This is a genomic window from Salmonella sp. 32010601201800023SM (assembly GCF_017572235.1).
Classification (GTDB): Bacteria; Pseudomonadota; Gammaproteobacteria; order Enterobacterales; family Enterobacteriaceae; genus Salmonella; species Salmonella enterica.
Genome location: NZ_JAGEQS010000002.1, coordinates 439,180 through 459,719 on the forward strand (window position 1 = coordinate 439,180; position 20,540 = coordinate 459,719).

17 protein-coding genes are annotated in these 20,540 nt (G+C 53.8%); 10 read left to right on the forward strand and 7 right to left on the reverse strand.

Annotated elements, in window-relative coordinates:
- The first annotated feature begins 7 nt into the window (after positions 1-7).
- Positions 8-1,156 carry a lactaldehyde reductase gene (fucO, locus tag J4617_RS09520; RefSeq protein WP_000013564.1) on the forward strand — a complete coding sequence of 383 codons (1,149 nt, stop codon included), beginning with the start codon at positions 8-10 and terminating at the stop codon, positions 1,154-1,156.
- 91 nt (positions 1,157-1,247) lie between these two features.
- On the opposite strand, the gene xni is transcribed toward fucO, so the two are convergent.
- The 5 genes from xni to queF all read right to left on the reverse strand — a co-directional run bounded on the left by xni (position 1,248) and on the right by queF (position 7,779).
- Positions 1,248-2,003: a flap endonuclease Xni gene (gene xni / locus J4617_RS09525; RefSeq protein ID WP_017465991.1), complete on the reverse strand. Its 756-nt coding sequence runs from the start codon at positions 2,001-2,003 to the stop codon at positions 1,248-1,250.
- A gap of 170 nt (positions 2,004-2,173) precedes the next feature.
- Positions 2,174-3,541, reverse strand: a complete 1,368-nt coding sequence (gene sdaB / locus J4617_RS09530; protein WP_000626376.1) for an L-serine ammonia-lyase II — start codon at positions 3,539-3,541, stop codon at positions 2,174-2,176.
- 58 nt (positions 3,542-3,599) lie between these two features.
- The gene (sdaC, locus tag J4617_RS09535) at positions 3,600-4,889 is read right to left on the reverse strand and encodes an HAAAP family serine/threonine permease SdaC (RefSeq protein WP_000450462.1); all 1,290 of its coding nucleotides are present in this window, start codon (positions 4,887-4,889) and stop codon (positions 3,600-3,602) included.
- Between the two features lie 564 nt (positions 4,890-5,453).
- On the reverse strand, positions 5,454-6,818 hold the full coding sequence (gene ppnN, locus J4617_RS09540) for a nucleotide 5'-monophosphate nucleosidase PpnN (protein ID WP_000627973.1): 1,365 nt from the start codon (positions 6,816-6,818) through the stop codon (positions 5,454-5,456).
- A gap of 112 nt (positions 6,819-6,930) precedes the next feature.
- Positions 6,931-7,779 carry an NADPH-dependent 7-cyano-7-deazaguanine reductase QueF gene (gene queF / locus J4617_RS09545; protein WP_017465990.1) on the reverse strand — a complete coding sequence of 283 codons (849 nt, stop codon included), beginning with the start codon at positions 7,777-7,779 and terminating at the stop codon, positions 6,931-6,933.
- A gap of 68 nt (positions 7,780-7,847) precedes the next feature.
- Between queF and syd the strand changes: the two genes are divergently transcribed.
- From syd to J4617_RS09565, 4 genes are all read left to right on the forward strand, one after another.
- Positions 7,848-8,393, forward strand: a complete 546-nt coding sequence (gene syd, locus J4617_RS09550) for a SecY-interacting protein (protein WP_001619865.1) — start codon at positions 7,848-7,850, stop codon at positions 8,391-8,393.
- A 611-nt stretch (positions 8,394-9,004) separates the two neighbouring features.
- Positions 9,005-9,334 (forward strand): YqcC family protein, encoded by a 330-nt coding sequence (locus J4617_RS09555; RefSeq protein WP_001522911.1) that lies wholly within the window; start codon positions 9,005-9,007, stop codon positions 9,332-9,334.
- Entirely contained in the window at positions 9,334-10,116 is a 783-nt protein-coding gene (gene truC, locus J4617_RS09560; protein WP_001619863.1) for a tRNA pseudouridine(65) synthase TruC, read from the forward strand. Before J4617_RS09555 ends, truC begins: the two co-directional genes overlap by 1 nt.
- Before the next feature lie 18 nt (positions 10,117-10,134).
- Entirely contained in the window at positions 10,135-10,584 is a 450-nt protein-coding gene (locus tag J4617_RS09565; RefSeq protein ID WP_000807738.1) for a flavodoxin, read from the forward strand.
- Between the two features lie 148 nt (positions 10,585-10,732).
- Here the strand turns inward: J4617_RS09565 and J4617_RS09570 are convergent, their stop codons facing one another.
- Positions 10,733-10,981 (reverse strand): hypothetical protein, encoded by a 249-nt coding sequence (locus J4617_RS09570; RefSeq protein WP_001531815.1) that lies wholly within the window; start codon positions 10,979-10,981, stop codon positions 10,733-10,735.
- Positions 10,982-11,063: 82 nt separating this feature from the next.
- Here J4617_RS09570 and gudP point away from each other — a divergent pair, with 82 nt between their 5' ends.
- From gudP to J4617_RS09590, 4 genes are all read left to right on the forward strand, one after another.
- Entirely contained in the window at positions 11,064-12,422 is a 1,359-nt protein-coding gene (gene gudP, locus J4617_RS09575; protein WP_000097015.1) for a galactarate/glucarate/glycerate transporter GudP, read from the forward strand.
- A complete protein-coding gene (locus J4617_RS09580) occupies positions 12,419-13,759 on the forward strand; it encodes an enolase C-terminal domain-like protein (RefSeq protein ID WP_017465989.1) in 1,341 nt (446 codons plus the stop codon). The genes gudP and J4617_RS09580 overlap by 4 nt, the downstream gene beginning before the upstream one ends.
- 20 nt (positions 13,760-13,779) lie before the next feature.
- On the forward strand, positions 13,780-15,120 hold the full coding sequence (gene gudD / locus J4617_RS09585; RefSeq protein ID WP_000107113.1) for a glucarate dehydratase: 1,341 nt from the start codon (positions 13,780-13,782) through the stop codon (positions 15,118-15,120).
- Positions 15,121-15,197: 77 nt separating this feature from the next.
- Positions 15,198-16,340 (forward strand): glycerate kinase, encoded by a 1,143-nt coding sequence (locus J4617_RS09590; RefSeq protein WP_000706479.1) that lies wholly within the window; start codon positions 15,198-15,200, stop codon positions 16,338-16,340.
- Positions 16,341-16,383: 43 nt separating this feature from the next.
- Here the strand turns inward: J4617_RS09590 and barA are convergent, their stop codons facing one another.
- The gene (barA, locus tag J4617_RS09595; RefSeq protein WP_000186397.1) at positions 16,384-19,140 is read right to left on the reverse strand and encodes a two-component sensor histidine kinase BarA; all 2,757 of its coding nucleotides are present in this window, start codon (positions 19,138-19,140) and stop codon (positions 16,384-16,386) included.
- A 57-nt stretch (positions 19,141-19,197) separates the two neighbouring features.
- Between barA and rlmD the strand changes: the two genes are divergently transcribed.
- Complete coding sequence (rlmD, locus tag J4617_RS09600; protein WP_000046853.1) at positions 19,198-20,493, forward strand: 23S rRNA (uracil(1939)-C(5))-methyltransferase RlmD; 1,296 nt, start codon at positions 19,198-19,200, stop codon at positions 20,491-20,493.
- Positions 20,494-20,540: the final 47 nt, after the last annotated feature.

Here is a 20,540-nt window from a genome sequence, read left to right on the forward strand (position 1 = left end):
ACAGGCGATGGCGAACAGAATGATTCTGAATGAAACGGCATGGTTTGGCCGGGGAGCGGTGGACGCATTAACCGATGAGGTGACGCGCCGCGGTTATCATAAAGCGCTGATTGTTACCGATAAAACGCTGGTGCAATGCGGTGTGGTCGATAAGGTGACAAGCAGAATGGATGCCGCAGGGCTGGCGTGGGAGATCTATGCGGGCGTGATCCCTAATCCTACTATTTCCGTTGTCCAGGAAGGGCTTAAGGTCTTTACCCAAAGCGGCGCGGACTATCTCATCGCCATTGGCGGCGGTTCTCCGCAGGATACCTGCAAAGCGATCGGTATTATCAGTAACAATCCGGAATTTGCCGATGTGCGCAGTCTGGAAGGGCTATCGCCGACCCGTAAACCCAGCGTGCCGATTATGGCGATCCCGACAACGGCGGGAACTGCGGCGGAAGTCACTATCAATTATGTGATTACCGATGAAGAGAAACGGCGCAAATTCGTTTGTGTCGATCCGCATGATATTCCGCAGGCGGCATTTATCGATGCCGATATGATGGACGGTATGCCGCCCGCGCTGAAAGCAGCAACGGGCGTGGATGCGCTAACCCATGCTATTGAAGGCTATATTACCCGGGCCGCATGGGCGCTGACGGATGCATTACATATCAAAGCCATTGAGATTATTGCTGGCGCGCTGCGCGGCGCCGTAGCCGGAGAAAAAGAGGCCGGTGAGGCGATGGCGCTGGGGCAATACGTTGCCGGGATGGGGTTTTCCAATGTGGGGCTGGGGCTGGTGCATGGGATGGCGCATCCGCTGGGCGCGTTTTACAACACGCCGCATGGCGTCGCGAATGCTATTTTGCTCCCGCATGTGATGCGTTTCAATGCCGGGTCTACCAACGAGAAATTCCGTGATATCGCCCGGGCGATGGGGGTGAAGGTAGAAGGATTGAGCCTTGAAGAGGCGCGTAATGCCGCAGTGGAAGCCGTATTTACGCTAAATCGCGATGTGGGAATTCCGCTGCATTTGCGTGATGTCGGCGTTCGAAAAGAGGATATCCCGGCGCTGGCGCAGGCAGCGTTCGATGATGTCTGTACGGGCGGCAATCCGCGTGAAGCGAGTCTGGCGGACATTGTCGAACTGTATCATATCGCCTGGTAATTTTGCCGGATGGCGCTGCGCTTATCCGCTCTACATTTCGTGCAGTCCTGTAGGCAGGATAAGGCGTTCACGCCGCCATCCGGCAACAAAACTACCGCGCCAGCCGTAGCTGCTGTAAGTTTCCGTCGATATGTAAATCGGTTTGCAGACGTGCAATATCGCGGCAAAGAAATGCCATTTCTTTATGCGTCTCAAGCTTTTTGCGCCACTTTTCCGGCACCTCGTCCAGATGGGCGTAAATTCCCTCCAGATTTTGAAACTGAACCAACAGCTGGGTCGCGCTTTTAGGGCCGATACCGGCAACGCCGGGGACTTTCGAACTACTGATTCCTGCCAGACCCCAGTAATCCGGCAACTGCCGGGGGAGTACGCCAAACTCTTTTTCAATAAACGGCGCGTCCAGCCAGCGTTTCTGGAAGTAGTCGCGAATGCGCAATCCCGGAGAGAGCAACTGGCAATAGCCTTTATCGGTTGACACAATGGTTGCCTGGTGTCCGGCTTCGGTAACTTTTAGCGCCAGCGTCGCCGCCAGATCGTCCGCTTCGTTACCATCTGATGCCCAACAGCGTACGCCGCGCTGTTCAAACGCGGCGCGTAGGGCGGGCATTTCATTATGTAAATCGTCAGGCATCGGCGGACGTCCTGCTTTGTAGTCCGGCAAACGCTGATGACGCCAGCCGCTGCTGCGCGCGTCGTCATCAAATACCGCTACGGCATGGGTTGGCTGGCTGTGAATAATCAATTGATCGAGCGCGTGTTGGCAGGTTTCCACACAGGGCGATCCCTGAACGGCGTGAATACGGCGAATCAAATTGAGCGCGTCGACGATAAGCAGATGAGCAGCCACGGTGTTCTCCCTTACAAACCTGCGCGTAGGGTAACATTCACGGCGGGGGGAGGCGAGCATTGCGAAATAGCGCTATCCGTAGGCCTGATAAGCGAAGCGCCATCAGGCAACAAAAGCCGGATGGCGGCGAGCGCCTTATCCGGCTTACAGATCCTAAAATGTGCTGAGAATTAATCGCAGGTAACGATCTTCATCGCCAGGCCGCCGCGCGAAGTTTCGCGGTACTTAGCGTTCATGTCTTTACCGGTTTCGTACATGGTCTCAATCACTTTATCGAGGCATACGCGCGGTTCGCTGGTACGGCGCAGCGCCATACGCGCGGCGTTGACCGCTTTGACTGAAGCAATTGCGTTACGCTCAATGCAGGGAACCTGTACCTGACCGGCAACCGGATCGCAAGTTAACCCCAGATTATGCTCCATGGCGATTTCTGCGGCGATGCACACCTGCGCCGGGCTACCGCCCAGCAGCTCGGCCAGACCCGCTGCCGCCATGGAACAGGCCACGCCGACCTCTCCCTGACAACCCACTTCGGCGCCGGAAATAGAGGCGTTCATCTTATACAGCGAGCCAATCGCGCTGGCGACCAGCATATAGCGAGCAAGCGAGTTAGCATTTACTTCGCGGATAAACTTGTCATAGTACGCCAGCACCGCCGGAACAATACCACATGCGCCGTTAGTCGGGGCAGTGACTACTCGTCCGCCTGCGGCATTCTCTTCGTTCACCGCCAGCGCGAACATATTGATCCAGTCGACGACCGCCATCGGATCGGTGGTGGTCTTATCCTGACTGACCAGCATCCGACGCAGCGCCGCCGCGCGACGCGGAACGCGCAGTTTGCCCGGCAATACGCCCTCGGTGGTGATACCGCGCTCAATACCGCTGCGCATTACCTCCCAGACCCTGGCGAAGTGCTGCTCCAGCGCTTCTTTACTGTGCAGAGCCAGTTCGTTTTGCATCATCAGACCGGAGAGCGACAAACCCGTCTCCTGGCAGTGGCGCTGTAAATCCGCGGCGGTTTTGTAAGGGTACGGTACGTTAACGGGTTCGCTATTCGTCAAACCAAAGTGCTCTTCATCGACGATAAAGCCGCCGCCGATGGAGTAGTAGGTTTGGCTGTAGAGCGCTTTATCGCCCGCCAGCGCGGTAATACGCATCCCGTTCTCATGCAGAGACAGGTTGTCGGCGTGGAAATTCATGCACTTATCGACCGGAAATTCGACTTCATGCTGCCCATTAGCCAGTAGTAAACGCCCATGGGTGTTCACATCCTGGATAAAGGACGGAATGGCGTCGATATCGACGGTGTCCGGCAGATTCCCCGCCAGGCCCATAATAATGGCGATATCAGTGTGGTGGCCTTTACCCGTCAATGACAGAGAGCCGTAGACATCCACCACGACGCGGGTGACATCTGTAAGGATATGGCGGGCAATCAGATCGTCCGTGAACTGCTTGCCTGCTTTCATTGGTCCGACGGTGTGAGAACTGGAAGGGCCAATGCCGATTTTAAAAATATCGAATACGCTAATCATAGGGCATCCATTGCGGTTGTATCATAGAGAAGCGCCGCGGTAAGCGGCGCTAAAGGACTTAGCTGAACAGTGAGTAGAAAATAGCGGAGATGGCAATCAGGCCCATAATCACAACGAATACGTTGCTGATATGACCGCTGTACTTACGCATTGCCGGTACTTTCTGGATGGCATACATCGGCATCAGGAACAGAATCATCGCGATGATCGGGCCGCCCAGGGTTTCAATCATGCCCAGGATGCTGGGGTTCAGCGTCGCCACAATCCAGGTGGTGACCAGCATGAACAGCGCGGTAATTTTATTCAGTTTGTTGATTTCGATGGATTTACCTTTACCACGCAGCGATTTAATCACCATCCCGTTAAAGCCTTCACGCGCGCCAAGGTAGTGGCCGAGGAAGGATTTGGTGATAGCAATCATCGCAATGATCGGCGCCATCCAGGCGATGATCGGCGCGTTAAAATGGTTCGCCAGGTAAGACAGAATAGAGATGTTCTGCTCTTTTGCCGCTGCCAGATCTGCCGGCGTCAGGCTCAGCACGCAGCTGAAGACGAAGAACATCACGGTCAGCACCATCATGATGTGGGCGAAGGCCAGAATTTTAGAACATTTCTTCTCAGCGCCTTCACCGTACTCTTCACGCTTCGCAACCGCGAAGGAGGAGATGATCGGGGAGTGGTTGAAAGAGAAAACCATCACCGGAATCGCCAGCCACAGCGTCATCCACAGACCGTTACCGGTAGACGCGGCGGAATCAAAGGACAGAGTTTCCAGCGCCGCGCCGTTCCACTGCGGGATCAGGTACAAGGCCAGCAGCATCAGCGCAGCGACGAACGGGAATACCAGGATACTCATCGCCTTAACGATCATTTGCTCGCCGAAGCGCACGATGGTCATCATGCCAACAATCAGGATCAGGGAAAGAATCGCCCGCGGCGGCGGATTAATCGCTAACTGGTGGGTCAGGAAGCTTTCCACGGTATTAGTAATCGCCACGCTGTAAACCAGCAGGATGGGGTAAATCGCGAAGAAGTAAAGCAGGGTAATCAGTTTACCTGCGCCGATACCGAAGTGTTCCTCAACGACTTCAGTGATGTCTTCACCCGGATTTTTACCGGACAGCACGAAGCGGGTTAAACCACGGTGTGCGAAAAAGGTCATCGGGAAAGCGAGAATCGCCATGATGATGAGCGGAATCATGCCGCCGACGCCTGCGTTGATCGGCAGGAACAGAACGCCCGCGCCGATAGCCGTGCCGTAAAGGCCCAGCATCCACATGGTATCCGTTTTGCGCCATGCGCTTCGAGAGTCAATCGAAGCAATAGTGCTGGTCTGAGTGGTTTCCATCTATTTCTCCTGGAGGATGCTAAAAATCAGGTTGCTGGTCTAATCCAATGAAAAAAGACCTGATCGTAAAATGAAATCTGCTTAGGGACGCTTTTTATATAATTTTTCGCCGTAATAATTTTCGGGCGGAAAGATACATTTAAGTGATGAATCTATCAGTGATCCCGATCTCAAATGCAATAATCCGCTTCTTACATGGATAAATTTGGACCATTAATCTATTAAAAAAACGTCATAACGAATTTCCGGGCGCGAAGGCTACCATTAACGATATAAGGCCGGAAAGATTGGGGCGCAAGATACGGAGGTTTGACTATAAAAATCAAGGTTTTTAGTGAATTCTGGCGAAGAATAAGAGTTTGAACCGATAAATCACGGTAAGAGGAGTGAAGTAAACGTTTGCCTGGCAATCTATTTATGATGAATTATAAATGGTGTTTATAAAACAATGCGGGCTATGCCTCTGATGATCATCATAAAAAATGAAGGCATGCGTTAATTGCCATACCGCAATGAAAGGAATGGGAGAAGCGCCCGGCTGCTGGCGGCAACCGGGCATAAGCGCTAAGCGCAGATCTCGTAACAGGGGATGTAGGCGGAACCCGGCAATTTCATACGATGCTGCGCGACGAATCCCTGCAGCAGATCGTCCATGCGACGCATCATTTCTCGATCGCCGTGGATTTTATACGGACCATTAGCTTCAATGGCGCGTATCCCGACCTCCTTCACGTTCCCCGCGACAATACCGGAGAAGGCGCGTCGCAGATCCGCCGCCAGAATCTCAACCGGCTGATCCGGGTACAGTTTCAGGTTGGCCATATTCTCATGCGACGGCTCAAACGGCACCTGCAGATCCGGTGCAATACGCATCGACCAGTTAAAACTATAGGCGTCGCCAGTATCGCGGCGATTCTCTTTCACTTGCGGCATCGCTTTCTTCATCAGCCGCGCTACCTCCGCCGCATCGTCAATGATGATGCGGTAATGACGGCGGGCCGCTTCGCCCAGCGTATGGGTAATAAACTCATCCAGCACGCGGAAGTAATCGGCGCTCTCTTTTGGTCCGGTCAGGATCAGCGGCAGCACCTGATTTTTATTGGCTGGATTCATCAGAATTCCCAGCAAATAAAGCAGCTCTTCCGCCGTACCCACGCCGCCCGGGAAGATGATGATACCGTGTGCGATACGGACGAACGCTTCCAGGCGTTTTTCGATATCCGGCATGATGATCAGTTCGTTCACCAGCGGGTTAGGCGGTTCAGCCGCAATAATGGAAGGTTCAGTCATGCCGATAAAGCGGCTGTCTTTATAGCGCTGCTGTGCGTGACCGACCGCCGCGCCCTTCATGGGGGCTTCCATCGCCCCAGGGCCGCAGCCGGTGCAGATGTTCAGCTCGCGTAATCCCAACTGCGTGCCGACGCGACGGGCATACAGGTACTCGTTTTCGTTAATTGAGTGGCCGCCCCAGCATACCACCATGTTTGGCGCTTCGCCGACGTGCAGCGCCCGGGCGTTGCGCAAAATGGAGAACACCAGATTGGTGATATGTGTTGAGCTTTCAAGATCCAGATGCTGGAAACGACCAGCATTGTGGATCTGCCCATTCACAAAGAGAATGTCGCGCAGCACCGCGAACAGGTTAGCCTGTAGCGCACGAATAATCCGCCCGTCAACAAAGGCGTCTTCAGGCGGATTAATCAATTCCAGCTTCACGCCGCGCTCGCGGCGCAGTACGTTAATATCGAAATTTTCAAAGCGGGACAGCAGCTCTTTGCTGTTGTCGGTCAGGCTGCCGGAGTTAAGAACGGCAAGTGAACAGTTACGAAACAGTTGATACAGGTCGCTACTGGCCGTGCGTTTCAGCATGTCCACTTCCAGTTGCGACAACATATCCATTGAGCCAAGCGGGCTAATATGTGTAATCAAGTAAACTCCTTATGGGACGCAACACGCCATTCCCTGTTGATTACAATAGCCCTGGCTGATGACCTTTCACAACCTTACATGCGCAATCCGGCACGCAAAATTGACAAAAAAATTACTGTCGCGCCAGCCTGCCCGTGGCGGGCAGGAAATCGGTATTGCTGCGCCAGGGATTAATGTCCAGCCCGCCGCGGCGGGTATAGCGCGCATAAACGCTTAACGTTTCCGGCTGGCAGAAGCGCAGAATGTCATTAAAAATACGCTCTACGCACTGCTCGTGAAATTCATTATGGTGACGGAAGGAGACCAGATAACGCAGCAGTTTTTCCCTGTCGATTTTGCGCCCGCGATACTGAATTTGTATCGAGCCCCAGTCCGGTTGGTGGGTGATCAGGCAGTTGGATTTCAACAGATGGCTGACCAGCGTCTCCTCTACTTGCTTCTCGCCGCTGACCGCATGTTGCAGATAGTCGGTAGTAAACTGGTAGTTGTCGATACTGATATCCTGATCGTCAATACAGGCGCCGTGGAAATGGGCGACAGGCTGTCCTTCCAGCTCATCAAGACGATGAAGCCTCACGCTAACGTTGCCCTGCGCGCAGGCGCGCAGATCGCGCTCCAGCGTCTGGCGCACCGTCTCCCAGGTGTCAAAGCGCGTCTGGTTAAAGCTGTTCAGATACAGTTTAAAGCTTTTGGATTCGATTAAATTAACGCTGGTGTAATCCAGTTCGACATGCCCGACGGCGACCTGCGGAAGACCCTGGCTGTTAAGCCAGGAAAGTTCATACAACGTCCAGATATCCGCGCCGTGGAACGGCAAATTATCGGCTGTTAATCCGAGCGGGTCACGATTCAAACTGCGCGGTACACCCTGCAGCAGGCTGACGTCATAATTGTCCCGGTAATCCGTTGATTTTCCGAGAGTCAGGCCATCGAGAGCCTGATGGTTTTCATAAGAAGACATGTTTCACCGTCATAAACCAGATACACTATGCGCCAAGTGTATCCTGGCTTTTATGAAGAGAGAAACTGGTGGACGAACTGACAGCGCAGGCATTGAAAGCCTTTACGACGCGTTACTGCGACGCGTGGCAAGAAAAACACGGTAGCTGGCCGTTGAGCGAAGAACTGTATGGCGTACCTTCTCCGTGCATTATTTCTTCAACCCGCGATGCCGTTTACTGGCAGCCGCAACCTTTTGAAGGCGAAGAAAATGTAAACGCGGTTGAACGCGCCTTTGATATTATGGTACAACCTGCGCTCCACGCGTTTTACACCACGCAGTTTGCTGGCGACATGCCCGCGCAGTTTGCGGATGAAAAGCTTACGCTACTGCAAACCTGGAGTCAGGATGACTTTCGGCGCGTGCAGGAAAATCTGATAGGCCACCTGGTCACGCAAAAGCGGCTCAAGCTTCCTCCCACGCTTTTTATTGCGACGCAGGAAAATGAGCTTGAGGTCATTTCGGTCTGTAATCTGTCCGGCGAGGTGATTAAAGAAACGCTGGGCACCCGTAATCGCACCGTTCTTGCCGTAACGCTTGCGGAATTCCTTACGCAACTTAATCCTCTTCTGTAATCGTTTGCCCTAACGGGTGTGAGAGATCTCTTACAAAGTCTGTAGGAGATCGCCAGGATATCAGCGGATACTGAGTTCCGTTTTCTTATGTAAGTCTATATAAAACAAATAATTAAAATGTTTTTGCGCACTTTCATATGAAAATTTACTTAAGGTATTGTCTGTAAGCGTCTTGTAAGACAAGGTGAAACAGGCGATTCTATCTTCGTCGACAGGGAGTCGTACAACGAAGCGAACGTCAGGATGATGACGCTTCAGCAGGACACGCCAGGATGGTGTTACAAGGAAAGGCTTCAGGATGAAGCAAAGTGGAAAGCGCAGGATGCGTTAAAGGACACCTCCAGGACGGAGAACGAGAGCCGATCAGGATGTTCGGCGGGTCTGGATGACCAGGGACGCTTCAGGATGAAGCTATCACATCGGGCGATGTGCGCAGGATGCAAACGTTCAGGATGAACAGGCCGTAAGGTCACAGGAAAAGTTGTCACGGATGAGCAGGGAGCACGAAAAGTAGCTGGAATGCTGCGAAACGAACCGGGAGCACTGTTTATACAGTGCTCCCTTTTTTTTGTTATTCTTCGCGCCAGATTTTCATCATTGAGGTTTTTAACATGACGACTCATGACCGTGTGCGTCAGCAGTTACATACGCTTGAAACGCTGCTGCGCGAGCATCGCCACTGGCGGCAGGATGCGCCGCAGGCGCACCTGTTTACCAGCACCCAACCATTTTTTATGGATACCATGGAACCGCTGGAATGGCTGCAATGGGTATTGATCCCACGTATGCATACCCTACTTGATAATGCGCAGCCGCTGCCCGAGGCGTTTGCCGTCGCCCCTTATTATGAAATGGCGCTGGCGGCGGATCATCCGCAGCGGGAGGCGATCCTGGCGGTTTTGCAGGATCTGGATGCGCTATTCGCCCGCGATAAATCCTGATGCTGGAGATCCTCTATCAAGACCCGTGGCTGGTTGCCGTGAATAAACCCGCAGGCTGGCTTGTTCACCGGAGCTGGCTGGATCGCGACGAAAAAGTCGTGGTCATGCAAACGGTGCGCGACCAAATCGGGCAGCATGTTTTTACCGCCCACCGTCTCGACAGACCCACGTCGGGCGTACTGTTAATGGGGCTGTCCAGCGAAGCGGGACGCCGTCTGGCGCAGCAGTTCGAGCAGCACCACATCCGTAAACGCTACCATGCCATTGTGCGCGGCTGGCTGATGGATGACGCGGTACTGGATTATCCGCTGGTGGAAGAGCGCGATAAAATTGCCGATAAATTCGCCCGCGAAGATAAAGCGCCCCAGCCGGCTGTAACGCACTATCGCGGACTGGCGACGGTCGAAATGGCAGTGCCGACCGGACGTTATCCCACCACGCGTTATGGTCTGGTTGAGCTGGAACCAAAAACGGGACGCAAGCACCAGCTTCGTCGTCATCTGGCGCATCTGCGTCATCCTATCATCGGCGACAGCAAGCATGGCGATTTGCGACAAAACCGCAGTGCCGCAGAGCATTTTGCCTGTCGTCGCTTGATGCTTCATGCCAGTCGGCTTGAACTGACGCACCCCTTCACCGGACAGCCGTTGATAATTCAGGCCGGGTTGGATGAAACCTGGATGCAGGCGCTGACACAGTTTGGCTGGCGTGGACTTCTCCCTGACAATGAAAGGGTTGAGTTTACGGCGGCGTCCCGGCAGGATGAGACTCATCAGGCATAATTCAGGGAGATACGCATAATGGCAGAAATTGGTATTTTTGTCGGGACCATGTATGGCAACTCACTGCTGGTGGCGGAAGAAGCGGAAGCGATCCTCGCCAGACAGGGCCACAGCGCGACCGTGTTTGAAGATCCTGAACTGTCCGACTGGCAGCAATATCAGGATAAGGTTGCGCTGGTCGTTACCTCGACGACCGGGCAGGGCGATCTACCGGATAGCATTGCGCCGCTCTTTCACGGCATTAAAGATACAGTCGGTTTTCAACCAAACCTGCGTTACGGGGTGATTGCGCTAGGTGATAGCAGCTACCCCAATTTCTGTAATGGCGGCAAACAGTTTGATGCCCTGTTGCAAGAGCAAAGCGCGCAGCGGGTGGGGGAGATATTATTCATTGACGCCAGCGAACATCCGGAGCCGGAGAGCCAGTCCAATCCCTGGGTTGAAAACTGGGGAACTTTACTTTCCTGAGGTAAATCCCTCCCCCCTACGGGAGGGTACCTTTTCGTTTGCTTGCGTTGCCAGTAAGCAAATAACGACCTGTATACAGTGTAAAGTAACTGAATCGTGTTAGCTTTGGGCATATGCCCGCAAAAGCGGCAGTTTTTTACGGGCGTTTTCATGTAATCAAGCGACCTGTTTCACATTCTTCTCTTTTTATTCCTCCTGCGTCGACGCCGACGCCTTCTGATTTCATTTCCGTGAAGTGGCTTCCACTGTCCTGGGCTTTTGCCATAAACAGGCGTAATTCATCGCCAAAATACTGTGTTGTTGCACGGTGAGTGTGTGTGGCGCGCTTTTTATACTTCTCCTGCCAGTGAATAAAAGCATGCAGCGTGCAAAGCAAACGACCTAATAAAAGCTGCAACAAGGAAACGTTATCTCTGATTCCCTACCGGTTGTGCAGTTCAGAGTGAGCGTAGCTAACGCGAAATTTCAGGAGTGCAACAATGAGTTCATTAAGTCACGCGGCGAGCAGTGCGGAGAAACGCACGAACGCCCGCTACTGGATAGTGGTGATGCTGTTTATCGTCACATCCTTCAACTACGGCGACCGCGCCACATTGTCCATTGCCGGCTCAGAAATGGCCAAAGATATCGGCCTTGATCCGGTAGGTATGGGCTATGTTTTTTCTGCTTTTTCATGGGCCTATGTTATCGGGCAGATCCCGGGCGGCTGGCTGCTGGACCGCTTTGGTTCCAAACGCGTCTATTTCTGGTCTATTTTCATTTGGTCAGTCTTCACCCTGTTGCAGGGTTTTGTCGATATCTTTAGTGGTTTCGGCATTATTGTCGCCCTCTTTACGCTTCGTTTCCTGGTCGGTCTGGCGGAATCGCCTTCTTTCCCGGGCAACAGTCGCATTGTTGCAGCCTGGTTCCCGGCGCAGGAGAGGGGAACGGCGGTGGCCATCTTTAACTCCGCGCAATACTTTGCCACGGTTATTTTCGCGCCGATTATGGGCTGGCTGACGCACGAAGTGGGCTGGTCGCATGTCTTCTTCTTTATGGGCGGGTTAGGGATCATCATCAGCTTTATCTGGTTGAAAGTTATCCATGAACCAAATAACCATCCGGGCGTAAATAAGAAAGAGTTGGAGTACATCGCAGAAGGCGGCGCGCTGATCAATATGGATCAGAAAGACACCAAAGCGAAAGTACCGTTTAGCGTCAAATGGGGCCAGATCAAACAGCTGCTGGGCTCTCGTATGATGATTGGCGTTTACATCGGTCAGTACTGTATTAACGCATTGACCTATTTCTTTATTACCTGGTTCCCGGTCTATTTGGTCCAGGCGCGCGGCATGTCGATTCTCAAAGCGGGCTTTGTCGCCTCGGTTCCTGCAGTCTGCGGCTTTATCGGCGGCGTGTTGGGCGGCATCATTTCCGACTGGCTGATGCGTCGTACTGGCTCCCTGAATATCGCGCGCAAGACGCCGATTGTGCTGGGAATGTTGCTGTCAATGGTTATGGTGTTCTGTAACTATGTGAACGTGGAATGGATGATCATCGGCTTTATGGCGTTGGCCTTCTTCGGTAAAGGTATCGGCGCGTTGGGCTGGGCAGTAATGGCGGATACCGCGCCGAAAGAGATCAGCGGTCTTTCCGGCGGCTTGTTTAATATGTTCGGCAATATCTCCGGTATTGTGACGCCAATCGCGATTGGTTACATCGTTGGCACCACCGGTTCCTTCAACGGCGCGTTGATCTATGTCGGCGTACATGCCCTGGTGGCCATCATCAGCTATCTGGTGCTGGTAGGCGATATTAAGCGTATTGAACTGAAACCTGTCGCAGGACAATTATCATGACAACGCAATCCAGTCCCGTTATTACGGACATGAAGGTCATTCCGGTTGCCGGACATGACAGTATGCTACTCAACATCGGCGGCGCGCATAACGCGTACTTCACCCGTAACATCGTCATCCTCACCGATAACGCCGGGCATACTGGCGTCGGCGAGGCGCCGGGCGGAGAAGTGATTTATCAGACGCTGGTCGATGCTATTCCGATGGTATTAGGCCAGGAAGTCGCCCGCCTGAACAAAGTGGTGCAGCAGGTGCATAAAGGCAACCAGGCCGCTGATTTTGACACCTTTGGCAAAGGCGCATGGACGTTTGAACTGCGGGTTAACGCGGTGGCGGCTTTGGAAGCGGCGCTGCTTGATCTACTGGGACAGGCGCTTAATGTGCCGGTCTGTGAACTGTTAGGGCCAGGTAAACAGCGCGATGCCGTCACCGTGTTGGGCTATCTCTTCTATATTGGCGATCGCACTAAAACCGATCTGCCGTATCTGGAAAGCACGCCGGGCAGCCATGAATGGTATCGCCTGCGCCATCAGGAAGCGCTGAACAGCGACGCGGTCGTGCGGCTGGCGGAAGCGTCTCAGGATCGCTACGGCTTTAAAGATTTTAAACTCAAGGGCGGCGTGCTGCCGGGCGAACAAGAGATTGATACCGTTCGCGCGCTAAAAAAACGCTTCCCGGACGCGCGTATTACCGTGGATCCGAACGGCGCCTGGCTACTGGATGAAGCCATTGCGTTGTGCAAAGGGCTGAATGATGTACTGACCTACGCGGAAGATCCGTGCGGCGCGGAGCAAGGATTCTCTGGTCGTGAAGTCATGGCGGAGTTCCGCCGCGCGACAGGACTGCCGGTGGCGACCAATATGATTGCCACCAACTGGCGTGAAATGGGACACGCGGTGATGCTCAACGCGGTAGATATTCCTCTTGCCGACCCGCATTTCTGGACCCTCACCGGCGCCGTTCGCGTGGCGCAACTGTGCGATGACTGGGGGCTAACCTGGGGCTGCCATTCGAATAACCATTTTGATATTTCACTGGCGATGTTTACCCATGTCGGCGCGGCGGCGCCAGGCAAACCCACCGCTATTGATACGCACTGGATCTGGCAGGAGGGCGATTGCCGCCTGACTAAAAATCCGCTGGAAATTAAAAACGGCAAAATTGCCGTTCCGGATGCGCCAGGACTGGGCGTGGAGCTTGACTGGGAACAGGTGCGAAAAGCGCATGACGCGTATAAAAAGCTGCCAGGCGGCGCGCGTAATGATGCAGGCCCGATGCAATACCTGATCCCCGGCTGGACTTTTGACCGCAAACGCCCTGTTTTTGGTCGTCACTAATTCTGAATAAGGACACAGTTATGAGTACTCAATTTACGACGCCTGTAGTGACTGAAATGCAGGTTATCCCGGTTGCGGGTCATGACAGTATGCTGATGAACCTGAGCGGCGCGCACGCCCCGTTCTTTACGCGCAACATCGTCATTATTAAAGATAACTCCGGCCATACCGGGGTTGGCGAGATTCCGGGCGGCGAAAAAATTCGCAAAACGCTGGAAGATGCGATCCCACTGGTGGTGGGAAAAACGCTGGGTGAATATAAAAATGTCCTGACCGCCGTTCGCAACCAGTTTGCCGATCGCGATGCGGGCGGACGCGGCTTACAAACGTTCGATCTCCGTACCACTATCCATGTGGTGACTGGCATTGAAGCGGCAATGCTTGACCTTTTGGGCCAACACCTGGGCGTCAACGTCGCTTCGCTGTTAGGCGACGGTCAGCAGCGCAGCGAAGTCGAAATGCTGGGTTATCTGTTCTTTGTCGGCAATCGCAAGGCCACGCCGCTGCCGTATCAGAGCCAGCCGGATGAGCAATGCGACTGGTATCGTCTGCGCCATGAAGAGGCGATGACGCCGGAAACGGTAGTGCGTCTGGCGGAAGCCGCCTATGAAAAATACGGCTTCAACGACTTCAAACTGAAAGGCGGCGTGCTGGCGGGCGAAGAAGAGGCCGAGTCAATCGTGGCGCTGGCGAAACGTTTCCCACAAGCGCGCGTTACGCTCGATCCAAACGGTGCCTGGTCGCTGAACGAAGCGATCAGCATTGGTAAATACCTGAAAGGTTCTCTGGCCTATGCAGAAGATCCGTGCGGCGCGGAGCAGGGTTTTTCTGGTCGTGAAGTGATGGCGGAATTCCGTCGCGCGACCGGATTACCGACGGCCACCAATATGATAGCGACCGACTGGCGTCAAATGGGGCATACGCTGTCGCTGCAATCCGTCGATATCCCGCTGGCGGACCCGCACTTCTGGACTATGCAAGGCTCTGTACGCGTGGCGCAAATGTGTCATGAGTTCGGTCTGACCTGGGGATCGCACTCTAACAACCACTTTGATATTTCGTTGGCGATGTTTACCCATGTTGCCGCGGCGGCGCCGGGCAAGATCACCGCGATCGATACCCACTGGATCTGGCAGGAAGGCAACCAACGTCTGACTAAAGAACCGTTTGAAATTAAAGGCGGCATGGTGCAAGTACCGACCAAACCGGGGCTGGGCGTTGAGCTCGATATGGATCAGGTGATGAAAGCGCATGAGCTCTATCAAAAACATGGCTTAGGCGCGCGTGACGACGCGATGGGAATGCAGTACTTAATTCCTGGCTGGACGTTTGATAATAAGCGTCCTTGCATGGTGCGTTAAGTCAGAACCGGTTCCGTAAGGAACCGGTGCTTCTCTGGGTGTATGCTTAACAGGATCAACATGCGTAAGGACGACTTATGAAAATAGTGATCGCACCAGACTCGTATAAGGAAAGTTTGAGTGCTCTTGAGGTAGCGACCGCCATTGAACAAGGATTTCGCGAGATCTGGCCTGACGCCGATTACCTGAAATTGCCGCTGGCTGATGGCGGAGAAGGTACTGTCGAAGCGATGGTTGAAGCGACGGCGGGTCGAATCGTGCATGTTGAGGTCACCGGGCCGTTGGGGCATCGCGTCAATGCGTTTTATGGGCTTTCCGGCGATGCGCGTTCCGCGTTCATTGAAATGGCGGCCGCCAGCGGGCTGGAGCAGGTGCCGCCCGCGCAACGCGATCCGTTGAAGACCACGTCATGGGGAACTGGCGAGCTGATCCGTCATGCGCTGGATGCGGGCGTTGAGCATATCATTATTGGTATCGGCGGTAGCGCCACCAACGATGGCGGCGCGGGGATGGTGCAGGCGCTGGGGGCCAGGCTACGGGATGCGCAGGGCAATGATATTGCGCAAGGCGGCATTGGGCTGGAAACACTCGCCAGCATTGATATCAGCGGCCTGGATAAGCGTTTGTCGGCGTGCCATATAGAGGTCGCCTGCGATGTCACGAATCCCCTTACCGGCAAAGAGGGCGCGTCTGCGGTTTTTGGTCCGCAAAAAGGGGCGACGCCGGAAATGATTGAACGCCTGGATACGGCATTGACTCGCTATGCGCATTTGATTGCCCGCGATCTGCATGTCGATGTGTTGGATCTGGCAGGCGGCGGCGCGGCAGGCGGCATGGGGGCGGCGTTATACGCGTTTTGCGGCGCGCAGCTACGGCGTGGCATTGAGATTGTCACCGATGCGCTTCATCTGGAAGCGTGTCTTGCGGATGCTGATTTAGTCATCACCGGCGAGGGACGCATCGACAGCCAGACCATTCACGGTAAAGTCCCTATTGGCGTGGCAAACATCGCCAAACGGTATAACAAGCCGGTAATTGGTATTGCGGGTAGCCTGACGGCGGACGTTAGCGTGGTTCATGAACATGGGCTTGATGCGGTTTTCAGCGTGATTTATACCATCTGCACGCTGGAGGACGCGCTGAAGAATGCGAGTGAAAACGTACGAATGACCGCGCGCAACGTGGCTGCAACGCTGAAAGCGGGGCAACAGTTACGCTGAGTTGTAGGCCGGATAAGGCGGTCACGCCGCCATCCGGCGAATATCAGCCTAATATCTTCTTCGCTTCACGCGCGACATTATCCATCTCATCCAGCAGCTCCAGAAACTCAGGCTCCAGCTCCTCTTCGTGGACGCCGCTGCGAAGCTGTTGCTCAATAAGCTGGCAAAGGTTCTTCATCCGCGGTACGCCGCTATAGCCGCAGCTCCCGTGTAGCTTATGGACCAGATCGACCAGGCCGTTGGGATTTTCTCCCACCAGTTGTTCTTCAATTTTGTTGCGCACTTCCGGCAGAAAATCAATCAGCATTTGCAGCATATCCCGCGCCAGATCGGGCTTACCGGCAGCCTGGCGGAGCGCAAGCTGCCAGTCGAGCGTTGCATTCGGATTGAAGATAAATTCAGCTGGTTCCGGCGCCATCAGGCGCGCTGCTACGTTGGCGCCAGGTTTATAGCGCAGCAACAGATTATGCAACTTCTCTTCTTCTATCGGTTTAGCCAGATAGTCGTTCATGCCCGCGCTGAGCAACTTCTCTTTTTGCCCGGCCATCGCATGTGCCGTAACGGCAATAACCGGTGTTTGCTGCTGATGAGGAAGCTGGTGAATCAATTCGCAGGCGCGTATGCCGTCCATATCCGGCATCTGAATATCCATCAAAATCAGATCAAACTGCATTTGTTTCGCCCGATCCACCGCCTGATGTCCGCTATCACAAAGCTCTACGTGCTGGACTTTATCTTCCAGTAACGCGCCGATAAGCTTCAGATTAGCGGGATTATCATCAACCGCCATAACCGTCATGGTGATTTTACTGGTATCCATTAGCAGCGGTTCAGGATGGTGATTCAACTGGCAATATTCTGTCAGCGCTGGCAACAGGCGCGTTGACGTCAATGGTTTTAACAGACAGGCCGCCGCGCCTCCTTGTTTCAGCTTTTCGGCGTTAATTTGCGCATGGCAAGGTAGCGCCAGCAGTAGAAAGTCCGTCATTGACGCCGCTTTCGCCAGACGTTCATGCTGCATGGTGAGCGGCTCGCGGAAGGTCACCGGAACGCTCAAAATCATAATATCGTAGTGCGCTAACGGCAGCGCGGAGAAGGTCGGGCTGTAAACCACTTCCACCGGCGTGTCGCTCAGTAGATCCAGGGTACATTGCGCGGCGGTAGCATTCGGTTCGATATAAGCCAGTCGTTTCCCGGCCAGACACGCGGTCGACGGCCCGTCAATAATGACATTTGGGTTAAGATCAAGATTAATATGAAACCAGAAGGTCGAGCCGCGATTAGGCTGGCTGTGGAAAGAGATATCCCCGCCCATTTCGTTGACCAGCTTTTGCGTAATCACCAGCCCAAGCCCGGTGCCGCCGTGACGGCGAGAAATACTGGCATCGGCCTGGCGAAACGCCTGAAACAGTCGAGACTGGTCGCGTTCCGGAATGCCGATCCCCGTATCGCGGATCTGCACTTCAATCTGTACTTTGGTGTTACTGAGCGCCCGCTTTTCTACCAGAATATCGATATTGCCACTCTCGGTGAACTTAATGGCATTGCCCACCAGATTAGTAATGACCTGTTGCAGGCGCAGCGGGTCGCCAATCACATTATCCGGGACGTCGTTTTTAATATTTAACGTCAACTCCAGCCCTTTATCATGCGACGAGTGGGCCAGCAGCGTAACCACTTCATCCAGCGTATTACGCAGTGGAAAAGGGATACTTTCCAGAATGAGCTTACCGGCTTCCAGCTTGGAGAAATCAAGCACGTCATTAATGATCGCCAGCAGATTATTCGCGGAACGCTCAATGGTGTTCAGATGGTCACGCTGGGTGGGGTTCAGCTCCGTTTTTAATGTCAGGCGGGTAAAGCCAATGACGCCGTTCAGCGGCGTTCGCAGTTCGTGCGACATGTTCGCCAGGAACTCCGACTTAATACGCGCCGCTTCCTGGGCGCGCTTTTTCGCCAGATCCAGCTCAACGTTTTGGATTTCCATCTGCTCAAGGGTTTCACGCAGGTCCGAGGTGGCCTGATCGATATTATGCTGCATCTCTTCGTGATAGGCGGCAAGCGACATCGCCATGGAATTAATGCCGTTTTTCAGCATGTCCAGCTCGCCCAGCATAAATCCTTCCACCCGGCTATCCAGTTGTCCGCGGCGAATGCGGTCAACGGTATTCACCATATTACGGATAGGCCCGGTGACATCGCGCATAAGCCGCCAGCCAAAGATCAGCGCAATGCCAATACAAAAAAGCATCATTACGCTGGAGATAAAAATCTCTTTGTATTGCTGTAGCCTTACCGACTTGAGATCCAGTTCAAGCGCCACATACCCCAGCATATTTTTGGTATTTTTTGCGTCGGCAATCGCTGACTCGTCCGGCGAATAGCTCTCCGAGATAATCGGGGTGCGCAGAATCATAATATCGCCGTGGCGATCGACGCTCAGACGACGTGGAAACGGCGCTCCGGCGGGAAGCTGCATCTGTGAGGGGTCCAGATGGAAATTAGACGTTACAAACAGGCGGTTATGATCGTCATAAACGGAAATTGCCCGCACAATATCAGAGTGTCTGCGGTGCAGGACGCTGATAAGTTGGCCGATAGACTCTCGGTTTTGTAAGTTCATACCATATTCGCTGGAGACGGCGAGCGGTTCAATAATACTGGCGCCGGCATCTTCCAGTTGACGCTGCAGGTCGTTATAGCGGTGCACTACAAAAAAGATACTGAGCAGCAAACCTATCAGGACGGTCGGGGCCAGGATCAGAATCATCATGCGTGCGCGCAGGCTGTAGTTGGTCATGGAGTTCCGTTATGGGACAATTAGGGTCACACTGTTAAATTGAGAAAAACCTGGTCGATGGCGCAATTCTACTCTGCAAAACGGCGCGTGACGACGCGTCAGATCATAACCGTTAAAGTCAATGACCTCGATTCATTTGGTCAGGGCGTAGCCCGTCATAACGGAAAGGCGCTGTTTATCCCCGGTTTATTGCCTGAGGAAAGCGCAGAAGTCATTATTACAGAAGATAAAAAGCAATTTGCCCGCGCACGCGTTTCGCGCCGTTTGAATGATAGCCCGGAACGAGAAACGCCGCGCTGCCCGCATTTTGGCGTCTGCGGCGGTTGTCAGCAACAGCATGTCAGCATCGCCCTGCAACAACGCAGCAAAAGCGCGGCGCTGGCGCGTTTGATGAAACACGAGGTGAATGACATCATCGCCGGCGCGCCCTGGGGTTATCGGCGTCGTGCGCGGTTAAGTCTGAATTGCCCGCCGGATAAACCGCTGCAAATGGGATTTCGCAAAGCGGGTTCCAGCGATATCGTCAATGTCGAACAGTGCCCCGTTTTGGCGCCCCAGCTTGCAGCATTGCTGCCCCGAATCAGGGCGTGTCTGGCGAGTTTACACGGCACCCGACATCTTGGGCATGTTGAGCTGGTACAGGCGGGAAGCGGTACGCTGATGATTCTGCGCCATACCGCGCCATTAAGTGCGGCGGATAAAGAAAAACTGGAACGCTTTTCGCATTCTGAGGGATTGTCTCTGTTTCTGGCGCCGTTTAGCGAGATACTGGAAACGGTATCTGGCGAAGCGCCCTGGTATGATTCGCACGGCTTACGTTTAGCCTTCAGTCCGCGAGACTTTATTCAGGTTAATGAGGCGGTAAACCAGCAAATGGTCGCCCGCGCGCTGGAGTGGCTTGATGTGCGCGCCGAGGATCGTGTCCTGGATCTGTTCTGCGGAATGGGGAATTTTACGCTGCCGCTGGCAACGCGCGCGGCAAGCGTGGTAGGGGTTGAGGGCGTTCAGGCGCTGGTAGAAAAAGGCCGTGAAAACGCCATCCGCAATGGTTTACATAATGTGACATTCTTCCATGAGAACCTGGAGGAAGATGTCACGAAGCAGCCGTGGGCGAAAAACGGCTTTGACAAAGTCTTACTCGATCCTGCGCGTGCGGGGGCTACAGGAGTGATGCGACATATTATAAAATTAAAACCTATTCGCATTGTTTATGTATCCTGTAACCCGGCGACGCTGGCGCGCGATAGTGAAGCGCTGGTCAATGCGGGATATGAGGTTACGCGTTTAGCGATGCTCGACATGTTCCCGCACACAGGACATCTGGAATCAATGGTTCTGTTCGAGCGCATGTAATGATTACCGGCTTACCGATTTCGGTAGGCCTGGTCCCTTAAGGAGAG

What these genes read in the sequence shown, in the direction of transcription:
- fucO (WP_000013564.1), top strand. Translation starts at nt 8, where the DNA reads ATGGCGAACAGAATGATTCTGAATGAAACGGCATGGTTTGGCCGGGGA.
- sdaB (WP_000626376.1), bottom strand. Translation starts at nt 3,541, where the DNA reads ATGATTAGCGTATTCGATATTTTTAAAATCGGCATTGGCCCTTCCAGT.
- sdaC (WP_000450462.1), bottom strand. Translation starts at nt 4,889, where the DNA reads ATGGAAACCACTCAGACCAGCACTATTGCTTCGATTGACTCTCGAAGC.
- queF (WP_017465990.1), bottom strand. Translation starts at nt 7,779, where the DNA reads ATGTCTTCTTATGAAAACCATCAGGCTCTCGATGGCCTGACTCTCGGA.
- J4617_RS09555 (WP_001522911.1), top strand. Translation starts at nt 9,005, where the DNA reads ATGACGACTCATGACCGTGTGCGTCAGCAGTTACATACGCTTGAAACG.
- truC (WP_001619863.1), top strand. Translation starts at nt 9,334, where the DNA reads ATGCTGGAGATCCTCTATCAAGACCCGTGGCTGGTTGCCGTGAATAAA.
- J4617_RS09565 (WP_000807738.1), top strand. Translation starts at nt 10,135, where the DNA reads ATGGCAGAAATTGGTATTTTTGTCGGGACCATGTATGGCAACTCACTG.
- gudP (WP_000097015.1), top strand. Translation starts at nt 11,064, where the DNA reads ATGAGTTCATTAAGTCACGCGGCGAGCAGTGCGGAGAAACGCACGAAC.
- J4617_RS09580 (WP_017465989.1), top strand. Translation starts at nt 12,419, where the DNA reads ATGACAACGCAATCCAGTCCCGTTATTACGGACATGAAGGTCATTCCG.
- gudD (WP_000107113.1), top strand. Translation starts at nt 13,780, where the DNA reads ATGAGTACTCAATTTACGACGCCTGTAGTGACTGAAATGCAGGTTATC.
- J4617_RS09590 (WP_000706479.1), top strand. Translation starts at nt 15,198, where the DNA reads ATGAAAATAGTGATCGCACCAGACTCGTATAAGGAAAGTTTGAGTGCT.
- barA (WP_000186397.1), bottom strand. Translation starts at nt 19,140, where the DNA reads ATGACCAACTACAGCCTGCGCGCACGCATGATGATTCTGATCCTGGCC.
- rlmD (WP_000046853.1), top strand. Translation starts at nt 19,198, where the DNA reads ATGGCGCAATTCTACTCTGCAAAACGGCGCGTGACGACGCGTCAGATC.